Below are 24916 nucleotides of genomic sequence, written 5' to 3'. Positions count from 1 at the left end.
ATTCTTTTGTAGACCAACTAAGGAAGTCAATAGTTATTTTTAAAAATTTTTTAAAAAATTTTTAAGTCACAAAACTTAAAAATGTGCATAGCAAATAAGCCTCATACACTTTCTTTTTTTGAGGCAACACTTTTAATAGTTTATGCGACTAGCTTACTTTTTTCTCGAATTAGTTTTTGATGTTCTTCGGGTGTTCTTAACTCAAATGATTTTTGGTTTCTGAGAACAGCAAAAATAATTTGAACCATCTTTCGCATAATTGCACACATTACAACTTTGTATGGTTTTTCAGCTATTTTCTTTTCGAAATAAGCTCGCATAACAGGATTTAAATACTCTCGGTTGCGATTTGGATACACATTAGATTTTGCCAGCATATGGAGAATTGAGCGAACATTAGGTGATCCTCTTTTAGAGATTTTATTGTTTTTCCTATTGTATGTTCCACTTTGGGATACTCCTGGATCCAATCCAAAGAAGGCAACTAATTCTTTCGGTTTCGAGAAATTGGATATATCTCCAAGCTCTGATAAAACAACACATGCTGTATACTCTCCAACGCCTGGAATACTTTGTAAAAACACTATTTCTTTATGAAACTTTTCATCTAAAAGAGATAGTCTTTTGATCTCATCATCGATTGCTTTCAAAGCTTCCTGTAAACTGAAAATAACCTTTACAGTTGTTTGAATAAGTACTGCTGAACTAAGGTTTACTATACAAACTTCAATAGATTTTTTAGCAGCTTTCAATAGTTTTTCATATTTTGCTTCGGCATAGGAGCTGCTTTTATGTGAATTTTCTTTTATCAGTTGAATAATATCTTGCTTATTTTCAGGAGATAATACTTCTTGTATAGTAGGATATTTTTCAAGCAAAGACAAAGGTGTTTTCCCTTGCAAATCCGTAAATACTTTCTTGAAATCGGGAAAGGAAATATCTAAAAAAGCGATTAATCGGTTGATATGTTCCACAATTTCATCAGTCAATTCTTTATGCTGTCTGCAAAGCTTTTTGATACTGTTAACGGTATCTGAGTGTGTAATTGTTTCGTTGTAATTCTTAATACGATATAGTAACGCTATATTATATGCATCTGTTTTATCTGATTTAATTTTTCGGATATTGATATTTTTCAATGCTCCACTTTGAATCGGATTAATTACAATGACTTCGTAATTATGCTTACGAAAAAAATTAGCTAAAATTTGATGATAGTGTGCAGTAGCTTCCATGATAATTACTGCTCTGTCTTCGTACTCATCTTCTACCTTTTCAAGTACATATATGAGCGACTTCATACCATTAATATCATTAGAAATTTTAAGTCTTTTGATGATGTCATTATTGGTTGATAGAATACAGATATCACTGAAAACCTTACTCACATCAATTCCTACAACAATTTTTTCTGACATAATATACCTCCTATAATTTGGGATGCCCTGTTAATCCAAAACCACAACAGGCTCACGAGTTATACAGGTAATCAATAAATGAACCTAACCAACCGAAAAGATGAAAGGCAATGGAATGAGGGTGGAGTCTATTAAATGAGTAATTCCTAGATTGGAAACCCAGCAAGCACATAAAACAATCCCATTTCATCCCTAATATCTATAATTTTATCATAGATGATTAGGTTCATTTTTAAGAACTATGCTTAAAGCTGTTCTTATACTATTAGTATATGAGCAAGCACAGTAAGTGTACGGACACTTACGAAAAAATTGATGAAGCAGCCCTTCGGGATCTGCTTCTTTTTTTATCAATTTTTAGCTTGTTAGGGGGAACCCTAAGACCCCGAAATACATTCAAAGGAGGAACTACCTATGGTAAATAGAGTACGAAACGAAAGACTTGAAATTAAACTAACAAAAGAAGAAAAGGCTCTTTTTGAGGAGAAAAGAAAACTTTCAAAGTGCAGAAACATGAGCCATTTTATCCGCAAATGCGTTTTGGAAAAGGAGATTTATCAAGTAGATTTAGAACCTTTCCGAGATTTACAAGGCTTACTTTCCAATGCTACAAACAACATCAACCAGATTGCAAAACGAGTAAATTCGACAGGTGTAATCTATAAGGATGATATAAATGATATGAAAAAACAAATTGAACATTTCTCAAAAGAGCTATGGCAAATTCATTCACTGCTGCTTAACAGGACTTCCGGAGGTGATTAGTTTTTATGGCTATTACAAAAATACATCCAATAAAATCGACTCTTAATCTTGCAATCGAGTACATTGTAAATGGAGATAAAACAGACGAGCAGCTTTTAATCAGCACTCATAAATGCCATCAAGAAACTGCCCATACACAATTTTTAAGGACACGAAACGATGCAGGAACAAAAGGAACCGTTCTTGCAAGACATCTCATTCAATCCTTTTTACCGGGAGAAACAAATCCTGAAATGGCTCACCAAATCGGTATGGAGCTGTGTAAAAAGATACTCAAAGACGAATACGAATTTGTCTTGTCTACCCACATAGATAAGGGGCATATTCACAATCACATCATCTTTAATAATGTAAATATGGTAACGGGTAGATGTTACCAGTCTAATAAAAAAAGCTATCATAAAATCAGGTATCACAGCGATAAGCTATGCAAAGAAAACAGCTTATCCGTCATTGACGAGTTCTACGAAAGCTATAAGAAGAAGTATAGGACTAACGGTAAGTCTTGGTATGAAAACGAACAGGCAAAGCGTGGCACTTCTTGGAAAAGCAGGCTCCAATTTGACATTGACAGAATGATAAAGCAGTCTAAGGATTGGAATGAATTTCTAAAGAAAATGGCTGAACTTGGCTATGAAATCAAGTACGGCAAGCACATTGCTTTTAAGCCAAAAGATAAAGCGAGATTTACAAGGGCTAAAACCATCGGAGAAGATTATACTGAAGAAAGGTTAAAAGAGCGCATTGCAGAAATATCGTCTATTAAAACCCCTGCCGTCAAAAAACGCATTGGCAATGTTATTGACATGAATACCAATGTGAAAGTAAAAGAAAGCAAAGGCTATGAATATTGGGCAACCAAACATAACCTTAATACAATGGCTGAGTCTGTTATATATATCAGAGAACATGGTATTAAATCCGTTAAGCAGCTTGACGAGTACATCCAAAAAGCAGCCGATGAAAGACAAAATTTACAGGATAAAATCAAGGTTATTGATAAGGAAATGCAGGAGCTTTCTGCCGCTATGGAGCAAGTTCATACCGTTAAAAAATACAGGCAATACTACAAGGAATATAAGGCTAATCCATCTGACAAGGCATTTTTTGAAGAGTACAAAGCTCACATTACTCTCTATGAAAATGCTCTTTCAGAGCTTAAAAAATCCTATTCCAAGCTGCCAAATTCGAAGGATATTTTAGCTGAGCTTGATAAATTACAAGAAAAAAAGAATACCCTAATGCAAGAGTATTCTTCCTCAAAATCTACTATGGACGAGTTTTACAAGATACGAAAAAATTACGGAATTTATATGGGTAAGGAGATGGAGAGATGACATTTATTCATCTCTCTATACGTTAAAAAGGGCATTCACTTTCTGACAGATTGAAATCAATTTCGTCGCCTGTAGTTTCTTCTATATTTAATTTATTTACAATTTCAACTAGCAATTCATAAAAAAACTGCAAAACAGGAACGTCATATTCTTTTTCATTCACTATCTCAAACGAAAAATTATCACCATTTGAATAACTTAAAAGTTCAAAAATTTCATTTGCTTGGATTTTTCGGTTGTCTTTTTTTATCGTAATTATTTCATCATTATTAACGCTAATTACAATATCTTTATTTTCATTCATTTCAATTTTTATTTTTTTATCCATATACTTTTAACCTCTTTTCAATAGAATCTTTTCCACCATCCATGTTTTCTGCAATAAGTTCTAGCATATTAACGCTATCGTCTTCAAATTCCAAACAACCTGAAGTTATATTTATTTTATTATTATTTTTTTCAACATAAATCACTTGCTCAACATCCTGATTCACTACCAGTAACGGATTATGGGTGACAATAATTACTTGTTTCTTATTTCTAATCGAGTTTAAATACTTTATGAGCTTTTTACTAATATTATTATTTGAAATATGATCTTCTGGTTGATCTACTAAAAAAATACATTTTTCTTTTTCAAATTCCGTTATATATTTAAAATATGCCAAAGATTGTTCTCCTAAAGTACTTCCCAAAGATTTCTCTTCATTAGATATATCTACAATATAATTTTTACATTCACACATCTTACTCAAAAATTTATTTAAATTGTTACTATAGTTGGTTTCTAGCTGATCATACGATGTACAACCAGTTATCGCCGCTATTAAGGTTTCCGTATCTTTTATCGTCTTTAATTTTTCTATGTCAGCATAATTTTGGTTAAACATCTTAGATAAAAATTCGTCATGTACATCCTTTCCGTTATAGTTAGATTCTGAATTAAAACTGAATCCACAACTAGGTTTTTTGCTACATCCCTCAAATATATTGGGCTTTTGAGGAAATTCTATTTCTTCATTATCTTTCTTTATTGCCTCAATAATATTTGCAATAAAATCAGCTTTCCTTAAGCTATAATCTCTTTGATCCCTTTCTTGAGTTGAAGCTGCTTCTTCTATTTTCAAATTATATGTTGAAAGCTCCGAAGCTATAATATTCTTTAACTTTTCTTCCATTTCTATAATATTGTAATTTTTATCTATCTCATCAAATATTGACTTTAATAGCTCAATAGCTTTCTTAATTTTAGTTGCATATGTTTTAAAATACTCTTTACCCAATACTGTTTCTAATTTATCTATAATACTTGATAGCTCTTTTTTGGGTGTATTATGAATATTATCTATATTAGAAAAATCTTTATCACATTCAATTTGAATAAAGTATGTAGCTATATTGTTTAATTCACTATACTCTAAATAATTTTTTCTTAATCCATTTATTGCTTCTTCTTTTTTTATATTTTTTTTGATGTATGATAATATATCTTCGGCATAATTAGAATAAGCATCCCTAAAAGAATCATGTGAAACCTGTAAAAAGTTATCTTTTGGGAATAGTGTGCTATTAGCAAACATCTGAACAATTTCTCCTTGCCCGATAAATAGTTTTTTTGCTGAATATTTATTTTCACAATATAATTGATTGATTTCAACTAGATTTTTTACATACTTCGGTGTACTAACTTTATTATTCAAAAGGTTTAGCAATGTGGATTTTCCTGAGCCATTTTCTCCAATTATTGCATTTATTCCATTTACAAGTTTAACTTTATCTTCTCCTATTTTGAATTCTTCAATATAGTTTAAATTTTTACTATTTTGTTGATTTATTCTGGTCTCAGGAGATGTAATAGCCATCAATAATCCTTTGAATGTTGGTAAAATTTTAGCACGAGAATGAGCGAATTGATTATTTCCGTTTTTCTTGTCGTGATTTGGATACTCGTTCCAATCATGGCAATCACTCCCCATTACTAAACCAAGATTTACAGGAATACCTCTCAAATTATTTTTTAAAATACCTTCTACATTCGGTCTTTGAAACTCTAAAGCATTTATATATCCAGTCATAATTAAACCCTCTGAATCCTTAGTTGATTCGCTCAATGAATTATGTTTACCGTCATGTTTATCTAAACTGTTTCTTTGACAGGCAATCAATATCACATCAAGACCAATTTTTTTTAGAATAGACTCGAATTTATCTCTTGTATAATAATCTTCTTTCTTCTCTAGTTTATTTTCATCAATACATTCTTTTATTTTTTTATAATTATCCTCTTTGTTTTTTGCATCAAAAATTGTAATAATATGGCATTTCCCCATATCACTATCTATTTGAACATCAAATTCAACACCTGCAACAATACCTTTTACATTCTCATACTTTCCAGTTTTTATTTCACTGTCTAATTTATTATATAACTCAACATTAAATCTGTTGTGGTCTGTGATAGAAAATAATCCGACTTCATTTTCATCTAACTTGTTTAATAAAACTTCTGCATTATCTATGGTAGAATTATCCACAATGCCATCACTCTCTTTATATTTACTAGCAATGGAATGGATATGTAAATCAAATTTCATATATATTTTCCTTTCCTAAATATCATCATTATTTTCTGTATCAAACTCACTTTGTATCTTAATGCACTCCACTATTTTATCAATATCACAATCTAAAGCATTGCAAATCCTAAGTAAAACATCTGTAGTTACATTTTGCCCATTCTTCATTTTATAAAATGTACTTTTACTTACCTTCGCTTTTTTCATCAGCTCATTGTTTGTCATCTCTAAATCAATGAGTTTTTTGAACAGTCTTTTATAGCTAAATACCCTCATTTATATTATCATCCTCTATAATTGCATTTAGAACCACATATGGCTCTTTTAGTTTAATAAAATCGTCTAATTTTATTCTTCTTCCAAGATATAAAAAATCCATAATATCATTAAATTCTTTTATTTCTTCACTATCCTCATCTATAATTCCATATTGCTTGTAATACGGCAATGCACTTTCAAAATCAATATATAAATGACCTTTCGAATCTATTTCATTTCCGATTTTCATAATTTTATCAATACACAACTCATACATATTTTTATAAGGTGAACTAAATCTAATAAATTCTGCGATTTCTATCCCTTTATTTTTTGCAATCTCAGCAAACACTTTATCTGACATTGTGTCTAAATTAATCAAGTTGTTTTTTTCTTCTTCAATCCATCTGATTGCTTCTTCTTTATCAAATGCTTTAACAATAGCTAATGCCAATCTATCAATAACATGAATGTTATTGGGATATTTGTTATATAAAAATATTAACACCTTGTATCGCACTATTGGAGGTAACAATGAAAATGACCGTAAAACATCACTTCTTGATCCAAATTTATAAGTTTCAAAATAATTAATAAGCATAAAAGAAAGCATATCCAAAAGCTTATCAACAATTATATCAAATTCATTAGATGTAACCTCTCCTAAATACTCAGTATGTGTAAATTTATTACCATCCTGTTTAATATTCTCTAACGCTTCTTTTAAAAACTTACTATTTTTAAGAGTATCAATTTTTTTAGATATTTCATTCGCACCAATCGTCATCTTTTGACTTGGGTCAATGTCTAAAATTTTTCTCACTATCACTTCTGCATACTGGCGAATGGTAGCAATTTTATTTCGATTAGATGTCTCCGAATAAAAAATATCCCCCATTAAATCTTTTGCTAATATTTGATATTTTTCATTATCAAATTTTTTCATTCAACAACCTCCCTTCAAGAAAACTATATTTAGTATATTATATCACAAAATATACTTTTTTCATAAATATATTCTCTTTATTCGAACTCTTGCAAATAAAAAAAAGAGTTGGTGCAGTCCTAAGACCACACCGACCATAAATTTATCTCTCAGCTTCTTTGGAAGCTTCTTTCTTTTCTTTAGGCTTTTCCTTATCTTCAGCCTGATACTTTTTGATAGCTCCAAGCACAGATTCTTTCTTTTCTTCCTGTCCTTTCATTTGTTCTTTTGCCTTTAAGATCTTTGAAGAAAGTATCCTTACATTGCTGTGCTCCTTACCGTTATCATCAATGGAAGTTCTGATTTGTCCAAAGAACTTAACAAAATCTCCCTGCTTAAAATCCTTTGGAATATCGCTCTTTTCTCCGTATGCGGAGCAATTATGATACACCTTATTTCCATCATCATCTTTAGAAACAACAGAGAAATTTGCCACCTTAAAGGCTTCTCCGTTCTTATTTTCCCTTTCAACTACATCTACCATACCTACAATATTGCCCACGATATTTACAAGATTGTCTTTCTCTTCTTGAACATATGGCAAGTCTTTTACCTGTCCCTGTTCTCTTAAATCCTCAATCATGTAATCAAATTCCTCATGCAGTAAATTAAGGCTGTCATTGTCCATATAAGCCTCATAGAGCTTATCTAAAGCACTTTCATCGTTGATACCTTTTTCCATGCTGATAACCGCCTTAACAAAGTCCTTGTGGTTATCACTTACAATATCTTCTATCTGATTTCTTATTGTTTTGTAATCCATGTTTTTATCTCCTTTCATGGTAAAAGGGAGGTTTCCCTCCCTTATCGTACATATTCTTGTTCTTTTGTTGTTTGTTTTTCTTCTGTTTTGCTTTCATTTTGATAGGCTCTTATCTGATCTAAAATAGACGGCTTATCCTCTGTTTTCTGTGTAACTTCCTCTTTGGTATGCAGGTTATCCTCCACATCATAGGTTGACTCAAAATAATCACTGTCCTTAAAGTCATTGTCATATCTATCAGAAATACCGTCATTATCGAGGTCTTTAGAAAGCGGATCATAGAAGTTGCCTTCATCGTCAATATCAAGTCCCATAGCCTGCTTTAATTCTTCTTCATCTACCGAAACAAAGGTATTAAACTCTCCATTTTCCATTTCAAACTTCATAACATCAAGAGCTTTTTCAACGCTACCATTTTCTTTTACATAATCATAATGGCTTACCGCCACATCATTTACATATTGAGTAGCTGTATATTCCTCAAGGTTTAACTCAAATTGAATACCATGCCTTTCATCCGGTGTATTGGTATAGGCGATACCGATATGCTTCAAGTCAGGATACAAGGTATTAAATTCATCATAGCTGTGATTTTCTTCGTACTCTCTGTTGCAGAAGTCAATGATTGCTCTTTTTACATCTTCTACAAGCGGATTATCATTTCTCTTTTCTTCCACTTCTCCCATATCAAGGAGCTTATTTAACTCTGCCAAGCGAAGCACTTTTGATTTTAGCTCATCTGCTTTTTCAAAAGGCTTTTTGAGTTCTTCTTTGGCATTTTCAAGTTGTTCCTTTGCGCTGATAAGTTTTTCTTCAAGCCTGTTTAATTTTTCAGGCATTTTCTCAAGAGCATTATCCAGTCTTGTAATGTTACCATCCGCACTTGTTCCAAGCTCTCCTGAATGCTTTGCAGCACCGTTTAGGCTAAAGTTATGCTCATTGGTAAAGAAGTTATAGCTTACCTCTAAATCCATATTTCTATACTTTCCTATAACCTTGCTTTCATTGATTTTAACCTTTGAAATAGCTTCAAGTAGTCTTTCTCCGGCTAATTTCTTATCGGTAATTTTTTCTCCTGCAATGGTAATGGAAGTAAACTTTTCCTCGCCTTCCGCTTTAGGCTCTACATCAGATATGTCTTTCTTGACAGCTTCTATGAGCTTTTCCGTTCTTGCGATTTCTTCAGGATAATTTTTCGCCACCTTATCCTCTAATCTGTAACGGTTAGACTTATAGTTCGCTTCAAGCATTTTTAGTTTTGTAACCTCATTGTCTAAGTCCATCTTCTCTTTAATCTTTGGATCACCTGTGGCAAGAGCTTTAATCTCTGCATAGTTAAGGGAGCTTTCGTCCACATCTTCTGCAACTCTGACGGGAGTCTTACTGGTCATAATCTGAGAAATGAATTTCTGTTTATTTTCTATCGCCTGCCAAAGGTAGGCATCAAAGGTATTCTCCGTAACATAACGATAGATATTTACCTTCTCATTTTCATTTCCCTGTCTTACAATTCTCCCTGCTCTTTGCTCTAAGTCAGCAGGACGCCATGGAACATCAAGGTCATGCAAAGCAATCAGCTTGTTTTGCACATTCGTTCCGGCTCCCATTTTCTGCGTTGAACCCATTAAGATACGAACTTCGCCTTTTCTTACCTTTGCAAAGAGTTCATCCTTTTGCTTATCTGAATTCGCTTCATGGATAAAGGCAATCTCTTCTTTCGGTATTCCCATTGCTACGAGTTTTTCTCTAATGTCATCATAGATGTTAAATTCTCCATCTCCTTTTGGTGTAGACATATCGGAGAAAAGTAGCTGTGTTGACCTGTTATCTTTTGTCTTATCCCAAATAGCAAATACATTTTTTACGCATACATTAACCTTACTTTCAGGATTATCAGGAAGCAAAGGATTGATTAAACGCTGATCTAAGGCAAGTTTCTTACCGTCATTGGTAATCTTTAGCATATTATCAACATCTGGTTCTACAACCCTATTTCTGACATCATCTGCTCTTTCAGAAAGGCTCTTTAGGATTTCCTTTTGTTCTTCAGAAGGCTCTGTTTTAATAACCTCATAGTTAACTTCAGGTGTAGGAAGATTAAGCATATCCGCAGTCTGAATATCTGCTACTTCCTTAAACATACTCATAAGCTCAGGCAAGTTATAGAACTTTGAAAATCTTGTTTTCACCCTATATCCTGTTCCTTCAGGAGATAGTTCAAAAGAGCTTTGTGTTTCTCCAAAAGTGGAAGCCCAAGCATCAAAATGCTCTAAATGTTTTTTCTTTAGGCTCTCATACTGAAGATACCTTTGCATGGTATAAAGCTCTGTCATAGAGTTACTTACAGGTGTTCCTGTAGCAAAGACCACACCTTTCCCACCTGTCATTTCATCCATGTATCGGCATTTCATAAACATATCGGAGGATTTAAAGGCTTCACTTTGTCCGATTCCCGCTACATTACGCATTTTGGTATGAAGGTACAAATTCTTAAAACTATGAGCTTCGTCCACAAAGAGTTTATCAACGCCTAATTCCTCAAAGGTAATCACATCGTCTTTCTTAAAATCATCATTTAATTTCTCAAGCCTTGTTTCCAGTTTTTTCTTTGTCTTTTCAAGCTGTTTTACTGTAAAGTTTTGGTTTCTGTCATGCTTGTATTCTTCTACATAGTTTACGATTTCATCAATCTGATCTTGGATGTGCTTCTCCTGATATTCTTTTGACATCGGAATTTTTTCAAACTGCGTATGTCCGATAACAACCGCATCGTATTCCCCTGTGGCAATCTTGCCTATAAATCTCTTTCTGTTTTTCGGCTCAAAATCTTTTTTATCAGCCACCATAATATTCGCTGATGGATATAGCTGCATAAACTCACGACCGATTTGTCCTGTTAAGTGATTTGGTACAACAAACAAGGACTTACTGCACATTCCAAGCCTTTTACTTTCCATTGCAGAAGCCACCATTTCAAAGGTCTTTCCACTGCCTACTACATGGGCAAGCAAGGTATTTCCTCCATAAAGACTTCTTGCTATGGCATTTCTTTGATGAGGTCTTAAATCAATCTCCGTATTCATTCCCTCAAAAGAAAGATTGCTTCCATCATATTCTCTATTACGGATGGAGTTAAAACGCTCGTTATACAGTTTTACAAGACGGTTTCTTCTTTCCTGATCATTAAATATCCAGTTCTTAAATTCTTCTTTTAGAAGCTCTTGTTTTTGTCCTGCAAGCATGGTTTCTTTTTTATTTAAGACAGAAGTTTTAGAGCCGTCAGGATTTATAATCTGGTCAAATACCTTTGTTTCTTTCAGGTTTAAGGCATCTTCAATCAGCTTATAGGCATTTACCCTTGATGTACCATAAGTCATTTCAGCAAGGTCATTTCCTCTGTCTTTGCTTTTTCCCTCAATATTCCATTCGCTTGTAAGATTTGAAAATTTAACCTTAATATCCCATCTTGCCCAGCCCGGCGTTTTCAGTGTTTCAAAGATAAACTTTTCAATATCTTTTATTGGTATCCAAGTAGCACCAAGCCTTACATTGATTTCACTTGCTTCAAGCTCCTTTGGTAAAACTTTTGTAAGCTCTGCCTTTTGGTATTCCAATCGGTTCATTTCATAGCTTATAAGTTCTTTTTCTTTTCCGTTTTCTTCATATCCAAGATGAGGCAGCTCTCTTTCGGTCTGTCTGAGCTTTGATAGATAGCTATCTACTATGGCAATCTTGTCCCTGATATTTCCGCTTAGATACTCATCCTTTGTTACATAGCCGTACTTATATGAATTACTGCCGTTTGCACAAGCAAAAGGTAGATCTCCATCTTCAATGTTAAAAGATAATGGTCTATAAAAGTTTTGTTCTTCTCTGATGTTTAGATAGATTTCTCCTCTAAGTTCTTCTATCAAAGTCGGTCTGTCTTTATCTGTAAGGCTTCCCATATACTCAAAATCCACATATCCTTTTTCAGATACCGATAAAACAAGAGCTTCAAGGGAAGTGTCTACATGGTCGATTGTCTTTGCCTTTGTGATTGTTCTTTTTGAAAAAATATCTCCCTTAGCCTTAAAGTTTTCTTCTTCATCAAGGATTTCTATGGAAGATACAAGCGGAAAGTTACTATCTTCTTTTAAGGCTCTGGTATTGCTTAAATTATTTATAAAGCCATGCTTCTTTGAAAAGTTGTCATAGACTTCATTGAGCTTTTCTTGAGCTTTCTTTACCTCATCATCGGAATAGTCCTCTTTCTGCTTGTAGATAACATCTTTAAGGGCAGTATTCAGTTCAAGATAGTCCTTAATCTTTTCCTTATTCTTATCCGTTACTTCTTTCTTTACGAAAAGTGAGTTTTCTCTGTAATAAACCTCATCATCAATAACGGTATATGAAAAGTTCTTGACATCATCCGTTGCAGGAATTGAAGTGATTTCATCATCTAAAAGCTCTATTTCTTCATAAGTTGATCCTTTGGATATTTCTTCACTTGCTTTTGTCAGAAGCTCTTTTAAGTCGGCATTTTCTTTCGGCAGGCACGCAAGTGTGTTTCCAAATCTTCCTGAAACTTCACGCATTGTGCCGAGTACCTGCTCAGGATGATCTACAAAATATTTGTTATATACAAGTCCCTTTTCATCTTCAGATAGATGTATCCAGTCCTCATCTCTTTCTCTGATACTGTCCCTTTTCTTTAGGAAAATAATGTCCGATGTTACTTCTGTTCCTGCAACGCCCTTAAAGGTATCGTTTGGAAGTCTGATGGCTCCTAAAAACTCCGCCCTTGCTGCAATGTAGCGTCTGACACTCTCGTCCTTTTTATCCATTGTGCCTGAAGATGTGATAAAGGCGATAACACCGCCATTTCTGACTTTATCAATGGATTTCGCAAAGAAATAATCATGGATCAAGAAGTTATTTTTGTTATACTCTCTGTCATTTACCTTATACTCGCCAAACGGCACATTTCCAATCACAGCATCGAAGAAGTTATTGGAAAAGCTCGTTTCTTCAAACCCTTTAATCTGCACTTCACTTTCAGGGTATAAGAGTTTTCCTATGCGACCGCTTACCGAGTCAAGCTCCACACCATAAAACTTTGACTTACTCATTTCATCGGGAAGATTACCGATAAAGTTTCCAACTCCCATACTTGGCTCTAAGATATTACCGCTCTTAAATCCCATACCCGCAAGTGTCTTATATACGCTGTCAATCACTGTTTTCGGTGTGTAAAAAGCTGTTAGGGTAGACTCTCTTGCAGCTTCATATTCAGATGGTGATAAATTTTCCTTTAAGAAACTTCTTGCAACTTCCCATTGTCCCTCTTTACTTTCGTCAAATACATCAGCAAGTCCACCCCAACCGACATACTTTGAAAGGACTTCCTGAGCGTTAATATCTAAATCTCTCTCACCTCTTTCAATTCTATTTAACATAGAGATTGCTTCAAAATTATTGTTTAATCTCTCACTTGGAGATAACTTTTCAGGAAGTGTTTCTTCTGTGATTTTAAAGTTATGAGCCTCAGTTTTCTTTACTTCTACTTCCTCAATAGTCTTTTCATGTTTCGTATAGGTCAGATTTTCAAATAGCCTATCAAGGTCGCTTTCAAGACGATAAGGGATTACATCGGAGCCTGTTATCATACCACCAAGATATTCGGTATTGTCCTTGACTGTTATTGTCTTTAGGTTATTTCCCATATCATCAAAGCGTGTGATGGTATAGTTTTTATCCTTATATTTAACTTCATCTCCAACGATAAACGCAGGTCTTTCAGGGCTTACTTGTCTTAATAAATCTTCATTATCCGTAAAGGCTACAATAGGGATTTGATGATTTCCACTTCTTGCCGGATCAATCCATAAATCATTTCTTCTTGTGATTTGGTTTTTAGAAATCTCCCTTACAGTGTATTCTTCATGGTTGAAATATACGGTATCGCCTGTTTTAACTGCAAATTCATCTGCAAGGCTTTCCTCTTTTTCATTAAGCTCTACTTCTTCTCTTTCTTTGAGGTAATCAAATAGTGTTCCCTGAACAGGTGTTGCAGCTATTCTTTCTTCTACTTCTTCAGGTACTTCAAGCTTTGTTTCTTCTTCAAAACTAAGTTCTCCGTTAAAGACTGATTGAAGCTCCTGCTCATCCATCTGCTTAATAAGTTCTGTGTCCTTAAGCTCTCTAAAGGTTTTTGGGAAATCTTCTAAAATAAGCCTTTGAGCATTTAGTTCTTTCAATTCTTCAAGATTGAAATATCCCCATTCAGGTTCAATACCAAGTACAAGTCCAAAGGCATCTCCACTTTCCCTATCGTATTCTGTCATATACCAAGTCCAATTACTTCTAAACGGAATGATATATGCAGCATGAACCTCTTTATCCGCTAAAGATACATCTTCCTGTGCATAAAGCTCAGGCACTCTTTCAAGCATTTCATCGGTAATTAAGTTTTCAGGATCATCTTTAGAATAATATTGTGTTTCTTTTGCTTCTTCTATCTCTACCTTACTTTCTATTTTCTTTTCCTCAAGATAAAGATTTTTAGAAAGCAGCTCATCAATATGCTTTGCCACGCTTGACCAAGTAAGAAATACATCACTGCAATCTTTCTTTTGCAATTTAAGTCCCTTAGCATCGTGCCATTCATCGCTTCCCATTGCACCTGAAACAGCATGAGAGCTTCCACCTATGCCATACTCATCTTTTAAGAAATTTGCTTTTTCTTGAAGTGTATGGTTTTCTTTGAAAAATTTTGTAATTCGCTCTTTTCCCTTATCTATTCCGCTTCCTCTTGACAGGGTAGCAAGAACTTCGTCATCTGTAATAAATGGCTTTACTTTAGGAAGTTCTGTCAAATTGGTGCTATATTCCTTTCGTGGTAGCTCAAGTTCTTGTAATTTCTGATAAAGGCTATCTACCTTGTGATAATGAAATCTTAGTACACCTCTGTTTTCTTTGTAGCCTGCTAAGAACCTACTGTATTCTTTAATTGTGTCCTTTAGGTATTCAGGATTTTTTAATGCCTCAGATAGTCTTTTCGTTTCTTCCGGAAAGCCACCACCTCTTTCTATAAAATCAAAATAACCCTGTGCTTTTCCTTCTTCGCTTAAATCATGGTATAGATACCATAATGACTCTGAAATTCTGTCCCTTTCATAATCATATGCTTCAGAAAGTTCTACATTTGTGGCAAACTCACCGCTATTAAGAAGCCCGTTTATTTTACTTGCTGCATCATTCCAGCTTAAAATTTGCGTATCATCTTCTCTTGCCGAAGTCCCATACGCTAAATGAATGCCTTTATCCGAATACCAGGAAGATACCTCTCTTTCATCAATATATAGTCCGTTTCCACCCTTAAAGGTATCTTTGAAGTATTCTCCTAATTCTTCATTGCTCTTTCCTTTGGAAAACTCAGCAATGATAGGAAGTCTACCACCATCATGGTTTCCTCCGTTAATAAGGACGGTATCTATATCCCTCTGAGTTAATGGAATGGTAAGCCTTATCTGTCCATAGGTATTTTTAGGTAAAGAAAAAGAAGCATTTTCAGCTTCTCTTATCTCTTCCTCAGTATGTTCTTTTAGATTTCCACTACTTCCTTGATGGTCACTTCCTTTAGTGCTGAAATCATCGCCCCATACTGCGGATTGTTCTCGCCCTCTATCTTCCAAGCTGCCATCAGCTTCGGCTTCTCTGTTCTCATAAACTCTATCGCTTGTTTCTGAATATCCATCAGGTGTCCTGTCAGCTTCTTCTCCTTGTATAGATCCAAAAGCATCTCGAAGTGGCTCTGCTCCTCGCTCTGTGAAAGATAATCCAGCCTCATCACTGCGTAAGTCGGATTCGGGAATTCTTTCATGAAGTCCGCCTGTTCCTCCAAGCTGTTTAGCGTATTCTCCCTGATTTTCTCTATTATCTCGTCCGTACTCTCCATTTCGGAGAACTCGCTCGTTTTCATTTCTTTTCTGATCATCTCGTCGAAGTACATTTTCTTCTACCTCCTCAATTTCTTCTCTAATCTTATTATATTCTGCTTCTTTACCTCTTAAAACCTCTTTATCAAGCTCTTTACTTTTCTGAATGGTTTCATCAATAATATTCCCACTAATATCCGATACGGTTTCACCAAGACTCATAAGAGATATACTATCAAGTCTTTGAAAATTTTCTCTTAAAAGTTCGTTATCCATCGGATAATCTAACTTAAATCTTGAAGCTACCGCATAGCTTACCGAGTCCCTTACAAACTTGGTAAATGATATTCTATCCTCATCCGCTACTCTAAGTTCATTCATTAAGGTATCTATTTTTTCATCTCCGTAGAGTCTGCTTAAAGAAAAGATGTTTTCAAGTGTGCTTTCACTTTCCTCATAGCCCTCGCTTTTTATCATTTCCTTTAAGACATCTTGATGGGCTTCTTTATAAAATCTCCAAAGATTGACCTCGTTGACATCCCTGTTTTTTGAAACTGTCTGGCTTATATCAAAGATATAGTCCACTTTTTTGTATGTGCCGTAGTCCTCTAAAATTGGGATACCTTTCTGCCCTCGCATAACTGTTCGGTTAAAGCGTTCCCTCCAGTAGTCGAACTTGGCACAGGCTGTCGCTTCAGGATTTCTATCATAGATACTTAATTGACTTCTAAAGTCATACCTTTGATTGTTTCCTACAACCTTTAGGAGCTTCAGATATTCTGCTTCACTATGAAGCACATCTTGTTTTATTAGCTCTAAAATGTTATGAAAATCATTTATTCGCATTTTTACCTCCTTCTTTTTTACAAACAAAAAAGGTGTTAGATTTTACTCTAATCACCTCTAAATTCTGTGTATTGCAACTTACTGCTATTTAAATTAAGTTTAATATGTTCCTGTTAAATATATAGAAAATTCTATCAATTAAATCTTAAATGTATAACCAGTGTCCTGTTCCATCTATCTGCAAAATACATATATATTTTTGTACTTAACTTTAATCCATGACAATCCTTTAATGCCTTTTGGAAAAATCCATCTACTTCTAAAAGCTTGGTGTTCGTATACTTTGCAAATTCCTTTGGGTTATCTACACTAAAATACATTTGTGCATTTGTATTTCCCGTTTTCTTCACATATTTGTTGGCAAGTTTTAACCCTTTAGAATTTGTAGCATCAAAGACTAATTCTCCATTAGGAATTTGAGCTTTCATCTTTTTAATCATCTCTATAATTTTAGACTCATCAAAATACTGATAAACACCCGAAACAGAAATCAGTGTTGGAAGTATTGTATCTATTTCTTTAATCCAATCAAGCCTGAACATATCACCTGAAATAAGATTTTCGTTATTGCCATTTCCAAGCACTCTTTTTCTAATTTCGATAACACTCGGCAAATCTACTTGATAAAAGTTGGCAGTTTTATTTCCTATGCGATGATAAGCAGTTTCTAAGCCTGCACCTAAAAACACTACATTTCCATCAGGATTATCTTTAAGAAAACTTATTATCTTTTCATCTATTGTCTTTTGTCTACAAACACTCGCCATATAAAAATATTCATTGCTGTTTTTGTCTATGCTGTCTGTCGGTATATGTGACTCTAAGGATAAAGCCTTTTCATCATAGAAAAATTCAGGGAACTTTTTTGTTGCATATATTCTTCCTACAAGCGGGATATACAGGGTATCTTCCACACCATTTAGCATGCTTTCAACACTCATCATTTCACTCCTTTCTTCATCTTAATTGCCTGCAAATCAAAGCTTCTCCTATAGTATTCCTTTTTCATTTTTCCTCATTTGCTTCTACTTTTTCCTCTGCAATTTCTGTATACTCTTTCAGCTTTCTTTGCAACAGACTCTTATCAATAAGTTTTAATGTATACTCCGATACCATTGTAGGCGAAAGACTTCTACTTAATGCAAATTCTACTACCTCATCATCTTTTGAAGCACAAAGGATTACTCCCACGCTTGGATTTTCAGTTTGTTTCTTTACTTCTCTATCCAATGCTTCTAAATACAGGTTCATTTTTCCGATATATTCCGGCTTAAACTCTCCAATTTTAAGTTCAAAGGCTACTAAGCAGGACAAACCTCTATGATAAAACAACAAGTCAATATAGTAATCATGATTGCCAACCTGTACCCTATATTCATTACCTATAAAGGAAAAATCTTTTCCAATTTCTAAGATAAAGTTCTTCAGATTTTCAAGAATTGATTTCTGGAATTCTCTTTCATTTCCAATCTTGGGAGTATCAAGAAATTCCAATACATAGCTATCCATAAATAAATTATGTGTTTCCCGTTTTACTCATTGTATAGTAGGTAAATTATTACCATTTGAAAGCATATAGCGTTCATAATATCCGCTATCCATCTGTCTTTCCAATTCACGCTTTGAATATCTTTCTTTTATTGCTAATTCAATATAAAATCTTCTCTCTTCTTGGCTTTTAGAAGCTGACATTATTTTCAAGTGATTAGTCCAGCTCAATTGTGTCACCAGTGGTGACACTTTTTCATCGTCCTTATACAGCTCATAAAATTGCTTCATTCTGTAAAGACCTCTGCGGTTAAAACCTTTTAATTCAGGATAATTAGTTGAGAAAAATTCAGCTACATTATCAACGAAACCGGAGCCATAAGATGCCTCCTTAGTTTTTTCACTAATGTATTTTCCCACTTCCTGATACATCAAAATCAGTTCTTCATTGACTTTTTTATAAGCACGATCCTTTGCACTTTCAACAATCTTAACAATATCCTCAAACAGATGATTATCTTTTCCAATATCTGTATTCTGCAATGCCACCTTATCCTTATTCATTGTTTCACCTACCTCTAAAAATGTGCCGTTATTTTTTAATGTTTTCTTCAATCAAAACATTGGAATTTTGAATTTCAACTCTATCTTTATTGACTACAAAAGTAACATAATCTCCATTTTCTAAATTCAAAAGTTCTCTTATCCTTTTTGGGATAGTAACCTGTCCTTTTGCCATAACTTTTGCAGTATCCATAAATATATCTTTCATACTTACTTCCTTTCGCCCTACTTTTCCTACAAAAGATTATAGCACTTTTAGGACATTTTTTCCACTCTGAGATTAGTTGCCTCTTACTTTGTATATGTCAGAACAACCTCTTTTATCTCATTTTCAATATCTTTCAAAAATTCTTCCTTTGAAGATTTTCCCTGAGCAATATCCGATAATTCCATTTCCCACTTCGCTGTCGTTTCTGCCGACTTAAAGCTATCCGCTACAATCGTTACAAGGCTAATTCCTTTATGAGTGGCTATAAGATTTTTCTTATCTCTTTCAATAAAGCCTTTGTAAATTAGGTTTTCTATGACCCCTGCTCTTGTTGCCGGAGTGCCAAGACCTTTTCTTTCCACTTCTACACCTTTTTCTAAGGCATCATTTCCTGCAATCTCCATAGACTTTAAGAGCGTATCTTCAGTAAAGTGTTTCGGAGGTTGGGTATATTTTTCTTTAATCTCTTTATTTTCAATGCTCAAAACATCATCAACACTTACATCAGGAAACTCTGCATCCTCATTCTTCTTGGACTTATACTCTTTAATATATTTTGTAAACCCCTCATCTTTAATTACTTTTCCTGAACTTGTAAATTCAAAACCGTCAAATACAGCTACAATCTTTGTTGTGTTTTCCACTAATGGATAGCCCACACTTGCGTGAAGCTTATTAGAAATAAGCCTATATACCTTTGCTTCACTCTCAGGAAAACCTGATAAATCTTCACTCAGCGAGCTTACTGTCGGGATAATCGCATGATGATCTGTAACCTTTTTTGAGTTAAACACCGTCTTGATACGCTCTGTATCAAAGTCGTTCTTTCCTAAAATATTATTGACCGTACTCACAATCATATCTTCTGTTAAACATCTGCTATCCGTTCTTGGGTAAGTGATGAGCTTTTTCTCATATAGACTTTGAGCATAATCAAGCGTCTGCTTGGCACTATATCCAAAATATTTATTGCACTCCCTTTGAAGTGTTGTAAGGTCAAAAGGTAAATCAGGCTTAGTGATTTTTTCTTTTTGAATGACATCTGTGATTTCAATCTTATCTCCCACTAAATTGGTTAGCTGTTCGGCAGCAACCTCATCATCAATCCTATCTGTCGATAATGTAAATCCGTTCATAGAAAGCTCTACCGTATAGTATTTTTCCTTTTTAAAGTTTGCTATCTCATCATCTCTTTTTACGATCATAGCAAGAGTCGGTGTTTGTACTCTGCCAACACTGTAATTTTGCTTATACAAGCAAGAATAGAGCCTACTTATATTCATTCCGACTAACCAATCCGCAATGGCTCTTGCCTGTGCCGATTCAAAGAGATTTTCATAGTCCTTTCCGTCTTTTAGATGATCAAATCCCTCTTTAATGGCACTATCTTCCATAGATGAAATCCAAAGGCGTTTCATCTTCTTTTTGCAATTTGCCTGATTATATACAAGTCTAAAAATACTCTCTCCTTCTCTACCTGAGTCGCACGCATTGATAACTGTATCAACCTCTTTGTCGTTCATCAGCTTTTTAAGGATGTTAAACTGCTTCTTGGTTGACTTTGCCACTTCATACTTATAGTCCTTGGGGATAATCGGTAAATCAGCCATATTCCACTTGGCATACTTTTCATCGTAAGCATCCGGATTTGCCATCTGAATTAAATGACCAACACACCAAGAAACCCTATATCCATTTCCTTCATAATATCCATCTTTCTTTTTATTTGCTCCAATAACCTTTGTAATGGAGATTGCAACACTTGGCTTTTCTGCAATAACTAATTTCATTTCTGTACTTCCTCCTGTTTTTCAATATAAGAGGGCGAAAGATTTTATTCTCCCGCCCTTGATTTTGCACCAAATACTGTATTTTTTTGGTGCAGCATTACTGCTCATCTTCATCCTCTACTTCATCTACATCATTTGTTTCTTCTTCGCTTTCAGCTTCAGAAAAGAAATCATCATCTTCTTCCTCTAAGGCTTCAAGCTCCTTATCTTCTTTCTTTTTTACAACCTTAAAGTAGTATCCTGCTCCCAATGCTCCGCCTACAACAAGTAAAAGAATAATATATGCTCCTAAATTACTCTTTTCTTCTTTTTTCTCAGGCTTTACTTCTTCCTTAACAGGTTCTTCTTTTACTACTTCCTGCTTTGGTGCTTCTTTTTTCTCCACCATGTTAAGTAGGTCATCTTCAGATACTTCTGTTAAAAGCATTACATTCTCACTATCCTCATCGTGGTTGATGATGAGATGAAAAGTCTTACCATTTTTAGTCTGAAAGGTAATAAACTGCCTTGCATCTGCTGAATACATATTCGTTTCTTTGTTATCGCTGCTATCTCCATGATGGATCGGGTAGTCCTTATTTGCATTATCCTTATTCTCCGTAACGGAAGCTCTTGCCTTTGACGGTGCGGAAGCCACACCCTTATTGGTATTTACACTCTTACTTGTACCGTCCATAGATGAATCCTGACTGCTGTTATTAGCAGGAGCTTTTGCTGTCAATTTATTTGGATAGCGAACTTCCTTTTCTTTCTCCTTTGCTTCTGTTTTACCTGTATCTTTTGTGGTATTGCTTGAACTTACTGTATCAGATGAGCCTTTACCGGAACTCTGTGGTGTTTGAGGAGAAATGCCCGAACTTGTTTTAATTCCGGAAATAGGACTAATCGGCGTAATCGAGTGAGATGTTGAAGGCGTACTACTTACTTCTTTCTTTTTCTCAAGCTCTTTGACCTTTTCATTCAGCTTATCCATTTCCTTTTTCATATCTTCTGATAAGTCTTTATTTCCCTTATCTTTCTTCATTTTTTCTTTCAAACTTTCAATCTCATCCTCAAGGTCTTTGATTTTTTCTTTCTGCTTATCACTCAACTTATCCTTGTCTTTAAGCTCACAATTTAACTTATCAAATTTTTCCTGAAGCTCCTTAGCCTCTTTTTCCATTTTGGAAATATCATCTTTAGAAAGCTCCGTCTGTGTTCCCTTATCTTCAGTCTTTTTATCTTCCGTCTGTGTGCTTTCATCCTGCTTTGGCTTTTCTTCCGTCTTAGTTTCTTTATCCTTAACCTCAGTCTTTGCTACCTTACGGATAATCTCATCTTTTCCATCTCCCTTTACCTCATAAAATAGAAATTCATCAATAAATTTCATATCATCAGGGAGCATTGGAAGATCTCCATTATCGAGAAGCTGTCCTTTCTCAGCCTTTATCTTTTCTTCCTTAAAGACCTTTTCATCTTCAAAGATATACTTTACATTTACTTCAACTTCCGTTTGAACAGCTTCATTTTTGGTAGGAGCTTCCGACTTTTGCTCCTTGGCATAAACAACCGTCCAAAGACCTAAAATACAGCTAATACTTACAATTACTGCAAGTGCTACTGTCCAAAATTTATTATTCTTTTTCAAACTGGTTTTCATTTGTCCTCTCCTTTTTCAGTTATGCTTTTTCTCTATTTACCTTTGCCATCAAATCACTGATTGTGATGTTGTTCTTTCTGCAAATGGCAATGATTTCTTCATTTTCAAGCTCTTCTTCACGAATGAATAAAGGCTCCAATTCTTCATCAATCAGAGCCTTTTTATCCTTTAACTTCTTTATTCTGTTTTTTACTGTTGTAAGTTCCTTTTTCAAATTGTTACCTCCTATTTCTTTACATTTGGCGGAAAACCGAATCCTACGGGATGGTGCTTACAAAATGTTGCTATCCAATCATCTAAGGTAGTTACTCTTATTCGACCGATGTTATCAATCACTTTTCCATCTCCAATGTAAATACCTACATGACCATAGGTAAGCCCTGCACTGCTTCCGCTACTGCTGCTTTCAACTGCCACAATCATTCCCACTTTTAGCTTTGACCTGTCTGATGTAAAGGTATAGTTTCGGTACATATCACAGGCATTCCCGCCTATATATCCAAGTCCTGCATTTTGATAGACCTGTGATACCCACATGGCACACCAGCCTGCACCCGGAGATGGCGTAATGTATGCAGCATTAACAATCTTCTTTTGTACTTCCGTAGATGCCTCATACTCTTTTCCACCGCCGATACCTCCATTTGCACTGATAAGGTCAGAATTACCAAAGGCTTCTCTCATATTGCCTTGTGCAAGGAACAAGGCTTCATAGTGCTTTAGATTATCGGGATAGTTTGCAAAGACCTTTCGGATAATACTGTCCATCTCTTTTTTATGAAGCGTTACGATGAGTTTTTTATACTCATAAGGTTCTTCGTGGCTTTCGGTATATTCATTGCCATCTTCATCGGTATAGGTTTCCGTAACCGTCCTGTATCTGATTTCAATTTCTTCCCTATACTCAAGGTCATACATGGACTCAAATAATTCTTTTAATATGGATTCTACTTCCGATACACTCTTTACCTCTCCGCACCTTGATGTAATGTAGGATAAAAGCTCATGGACATTATGACCGATGTATTCTGTATTATTTAAGATATATTCATCATATCCAGGATAATTTTCTTTCACATAGTCAACTTCACTTTGAAGCTCACCCTCCATATCTGAAAATTTCTGATTGATTTCACTTAGGACATTTGGCTTTGATAAATAGCTTGTTGTAAGCACAGAGCTTGTAGAGTTCATAAAGCCTGTCATTCCCGTTCCTGCAAAGTTAATCACAAAAGTCCCTAAGATAATGATACCTATGAAAATAAGCATTAGTCCTTTTGCTTTTCGGATAATCATATCCTTTGAGCTTTTCAGTGTTCCGATAAGTCCCTCTTTAATTCGATCTCTAAGCCTTGACTTATTCTCACGAGAAATTGCTGCCTTTACCTGATTTTTCTTTTGAAATCTTTTATATGCACTTGCTCTTTTATACTCATCCGTCTTTTTCAGTTCCTTTTTGGCATCACGAAATTCCAACTTTGACTTACGCTTTCTGATTTTATAGTCCTTATTTGTAAGGTCATAGCCTCTTTTAGCTCTTTTCTTATCAGAGTACTTCTTTATGCCATGAATGAGCTTGGAGCTTGTATCTGCTGTCTTTTCTCCTGCTTCCACTCCTTGATTTTCATCACTTCCATGAGACAAGTAATCTCTTACAGTTTCACTTCCTTTAGCAAGTCCTGAAAGGGCAGATACCTTTACCATGTCTTTTTTTAGCTTTTTCTTTTGGTCTTTTGATAGGCTGCTATAAACTTTTCCGCTGACAGCATCTTTTCCCGCCTTTTTATCATCAGCCTTATTTCCCTTTGGTGCATCGTCCTTTTTCCTTGTATAAAGGCTTTCAGAATAGTTCTTCCTCTTGTACCTGCTTTTTTGAGTCTTATGATTTTTAAAGGAATTTTCTAATGATTTTTCTTTATGGGAAAGATTATCCTCCACATCATAGGTCGATTCAAAATAGTTGCTGTCTCTAAAGTCATTATCGTATCTGTCTATAATCCCGTCATTATCAAGGTCTTGTCCTAAAGGATCATACACTTTCCCATTCTTAACCTCAGTATCATAGTCAGTTTTCTCTGTTTTATTTATCTGATTTATACTGCCTTTGTCGGAAGCTCTATACCTTGCATTTCTTTTGGAAGTTCCCTCTATCTTCTCATTATCAGAGCTTACCTTACTTATCTTTTCATGAACCTTATCCTGAAATCTTTCTTTGTCATGAACGATTTTCCCTCTATAATCATCGTTATGCTTTAGCTTACCTTCTTCGGGTATGGAGCTTGTTTCAGCTTTAAGCATTTCTCTTTCAAGACTTGCCTTATACCTTTCTTTAAAGTCCTTTTTCGGCTTCTTTCCCATAG

General features: G+C 34.6%; 17 protein-coding genes. 2 read left to right on the top strand and 15 right to left on the bottom strand.

The window, feature by feature from the left end; all coding sequences use genetic code 11:
* Positions 1-140 precede the first annotated feature (140 nt).
* Positions 141-1418, bottom strand: coding sequence for an IS110 family RNA-guided transposase (locus BUC22_RS11715; RefSeq protein WP_073382191.1), 1278 nt, complete (start codon positions 1416-1418; stop codon positions 141-143).
* A gap of 414 nt (positions 1419-1832) precedes the next feature.
* Between BUC22_RS11715 and BUC22_RS11710 the strand changes: the two genes are divergently transcribed.
* Together BUC22_RS11710 and BUC22_RS11705 are read left to right on the top strand one after the other, a co-directional pair.
* Positions 1833-2183 (top strand): plasmid mobilization protein, encoded by a 351-nt coding sequence (locus BUC22_RS11710; RefSeq protein WP_017767252.1) that lies wholly within the window; start codon positions 1833-1835, stop codon positions 2181-2183.
* 5 nt (positions 2184-2188) lie between these two features.
* Positions 2189-3520 carry a relaxase/mobilization nuclease domain-containing protein gene (locus BUC22_RS11705; protein ID WP_073382983.1) on the top strand — a complete coding sequence of 444 codons (1332 nt, stop codon included), beginning with the start codon at positions 2189-2191 and terminating at the stop codon, positions 3518-3520.
* A 22-nt stretch (positions 3521-3542) separates the two neighbouring features.
* On the opposite strand, the gene BUC22_RS11700 is transcribed toward BUC22_RS11705, so the two are convergent.
* The 14 genes from BUC22_RS11700 to BUC22_RS11635 all read right to left on the bottom strand — a co-directional run bounded on the left by BUC22_RS11700 (position 3543) and on the right by BUC22_RS11635 (position 24914).
* Positions 3543-3848, bottom strand: a complete 306-nt coding sequence (locus BUC22_RS11700) for a hypothetical protein (RefSeq protein WP_073382981.1) — start codon at positions 3846-3848, stop codon at positions 3543-3545.
* Positions 3841-6114: an ATP-binding cassette domain-containing protein gene (locus BUC22_RS11695; protein ID WP_073382978.1), complete on the bottom strand. Its 2274-nt coding sequence runs from the start codon at positions 6112-6114 to the stop codon at positions 3841-3843. The genes BUC22_RS11700 and BUC22_RS11695 overlap by 8 nt, the downstream gene beginning before the upstream one ends.
* 15 nt (positions 6115-6129) lie before the next feature.
* Entirely contained in the window at positions 6130-6372 is a 243-nt protein-coding gene (locus tag BUC22_RS11690; RefSeq protein WP_073382977.1) for a helix-turn-helix domain-containing protein, read from the bottom strand.
* Entirely contained in the window at positions 6359-7300 is a 942-nt protein-coding gene (locus tag BUC22_RS11685; protein WP_073382974.1) for a hypothetical protein, read from the bottom strand. The genes BUC22_RS11690 and BUC22_RS11685 overlap by 14 nt, the downstream gene beginning before the upstream one ends.
* Positions 7301-7442: 142 nt before the next feature.
* Positions 7443-8102, bottom strand: a complete 660-nt coding sequence (locus BUC22_RS11680) for a DNA-binding protein (protein WP_073382973.1) — start codon at positions 8100-8102, stop codon at positions 7443-7445.
* Positions 8103-8143: 41 nt separating this feature from the next.
* Positions 8144-16867: a helicase-related protein gene (locus tag BUC22_RS11675; RefSeq protein ID WP_073382970.1), complete on the bottom strand. Its 8724-nt coding sequence runs from the start codon at positions 16865-16867 to the stop codon at positions 8144-8146.
* Positions 16868-17001: 134 nt separating this feature from the next.
* On the bottom strand, positions 17002-17808 hold the full coding sequence (locus tag BUC22_RS11670) for a class I SAM-dependent methyltransferase (protein ID WP_073382968.1): 807 nt from the start codon (positions 17806-17808) through the stop codon (positions 17002-17004).
* Between the two features lie 64 nt (positions 17809-17872).
* Positions 17873-18376, bottom strand: coding sequence for a PDDEXK nuclease domain-containing protein (locus BUC22_RS22555; RefSeq protein WP_073382966.1), 504 nt, complete (start codon positions 18374-18376; stop codon positions 17873-17875).
* Positions 18377-18403: 27 nt separating this feature from the next.
* Positions 18404-18919: a DUF1016 N-terminal domain-containing protein gene (locus BUC22_RS22550; RefSeq protein ID WP_073382963.1), complete on the bottom strand. Its 516-nt coding sequence runs from the start codon at positions 18917-18919 to the stop codon at positions 18404-18406.
* 28 nt (positions 18920-18947) lie between these two features.
* Positions 18948-19127 (bottom strand): AbrB/MazE/SpoVT family DNA-binding domain-containing protein, encoded by a 180-nt coding sequence (locus tag BUC22_RS11655; RefSeq protein ID WP_073382961.1) that lies wholly within the window; start codon positions 19125-19127, stop codon positions 18948-18950.
* Positions 19128-19210: 83 nt separating this feature from the next.
* A complete protein-coding gene (locus BUC22_RS11650) occupies positions 19211-20917 on the bottom strand; it encodes a DNA topoisomerase 3 (protein ID WP_073382958.1) in 1707 nt (568 codons plus the stop codon).
* A gap of 97 nt (positions 20918-21014) precedes the next feature.
* Positions 21015-22556 carry a CD1107 family mobile element protein gene (locus tag BUC22_RS11645; RefSeq protein ID WP_073382956.1) on the bottom strand — a complete coding sequence of 514 codons (1542 nt, stop codon included), beginning with the start codon at positions 22554-22556 and terminating at the stop codon, positions 21015-21017.
* A gap of 19 nt (positions 22557-22575) precedes the next feature.
* Positions 22576-22770 carry a conjugal transfer protein gene (locus BUC22_RS11640; RefSeq protein WP_073382954.1) on the bottom strand — a complete coding sequence of 65 codons (195 nt, stop codon included), beginning with the start codon at positions 22768-22770 and terminating at the stop codon, positions 22576-22578.
* An 11-nt stretch (positions 22771-22781) separates the two neighbouring features.
* Positions 22782-24914, bottom strand: coding sequence for a CHAP domain-containing protein (locus BUC22_RS11635; RefSeq protein ID WP_073382951.1), 2133 nt, complete (start codon positions 24912-24914; stop codon positions 22782-22784).
* Between the last annotated feature and the right edge of the window lie 2 nt (positions 24915-24916).

This window comes from Eubacterium callanderi (assembly GCF_900142645.1).
GTDB classification, from domain to species: domain Bacteria; phylum Bacillota; class Clostridia; order Eubacteriales; family Eubacteriaceae; genus Eubacterium; species Eubacterium callanderi.
Note: the sequence above shows the minus strand (reverse complement) of the source record. Positions and strands in the feature narration are given on the sequence as shown.

Coding starts and splice junctions, on each gene's coding strand:
- BUC22_RS11700 (WP_073382981.1), bottom strand. CDS start 3,848: ATGGATAAAAAAATAAAAATTGAAATGAATGAAAATAAAGATATTGTA.
- BUC22_RS11645 (WP_073382956.1), bottom strand. CDS start 22,556: ATGAAAACCAGTTTGAAAAAGAATAATAAATTTTGGACAGTAGCACTT.
- BUC22_RS11675 (WP_073382970.1), bottom strand. CDS start 16,867: ATGCGAATAAATGATTTTCATAACATTTTAGAGCTAATAAAACAAGAT.
- BUC22_RS22555 (WP_073382966.1), bottom strand. CDS start 18,376: ATGGATAGCTATGTATTGGAATTTCTTGATACTCCCAAGATTGGAAAT.
- BUC22_RS11710 (WP_017767252.1), top strand. CDS start 1,833: ATGGTAAATAGAGTACGAAACGAAAGACTTGAAATTAAACTAACAAAA.
- BUC22_RS11695 (WP_073382978.1), bottom strand. CDS start 6,114: ATGAAATTTGATTTACATATCCATTCCATTGCTAGTAAATATAAAGAG.
- BUC22_RS11650 (WP_073382958.1), bottom strand. CDS start 20,917: ATGAAATTAGTTATTGCAGAAAAGCCAAGTGTTGCAATCTCCATTACA.
- BUC22_RS11690 (WP_073382977.1), bottom strand. CDS start 6,372: ATGAGGGTATTTAGCTATAAAAGACTGTTCAAAAAACTCATTGATTTA.
- BUC22_RS11715 (WP_073382191.1), bottom strand. CDS start 1,418: ATGTCAGAAAAAATTGTTGTAGGAATTGATGTGAGTAAGGTTTTCAGT.
- BUC22_RS11685 (WP_073382974.1), bottom strand. CDS start 7,300: ATGAAAAAATTTGATAATGAAAAATATCAAATATTAGCAAAAGATTTA.
- BUC22_RS11680 (WP_073382973.1), bottom strand. CDS start 8,102: ATGGATTACAAAACAATAAGAAATCAGATAGAAGATATTGTAAGTGAT.
- BUC22_RS11655 (WP_073382961.1), bottom strand. CDS start 19,127: ATGAAAGATATATTTATGGATACTGCAAAAGTTATGGCAAAAGGACAG.
- BUC22_RS22550 (WP_073382963.1), bottom strand. CDS start 18,919: ATGAATAAGGATAAGGTGGCATTGCAGAATACAGATATTGGAAAAGAT.
- BUC22_RS11670 (WP_073382968.1), bottom strand. CDS start 17,808: ATGAGTGTTGAAAGCATGCTAAATGGTGTGGAAGATACCCTGTATATC.
- BUC22_RS11705 (WP_073382983.1), top strand. CDS start 2,189: ATGGCTATTACAAAAATACATCCAATAAAATCGACTCTTAATCTTGCA.
- BUC22_RS11635 (WP_073382951.1), bottom strand. CDS start 24,914: ATGGGAAAGAAGCCGAAAAAGGACTTTAAAGAAAGGTATAAGGCAAGT.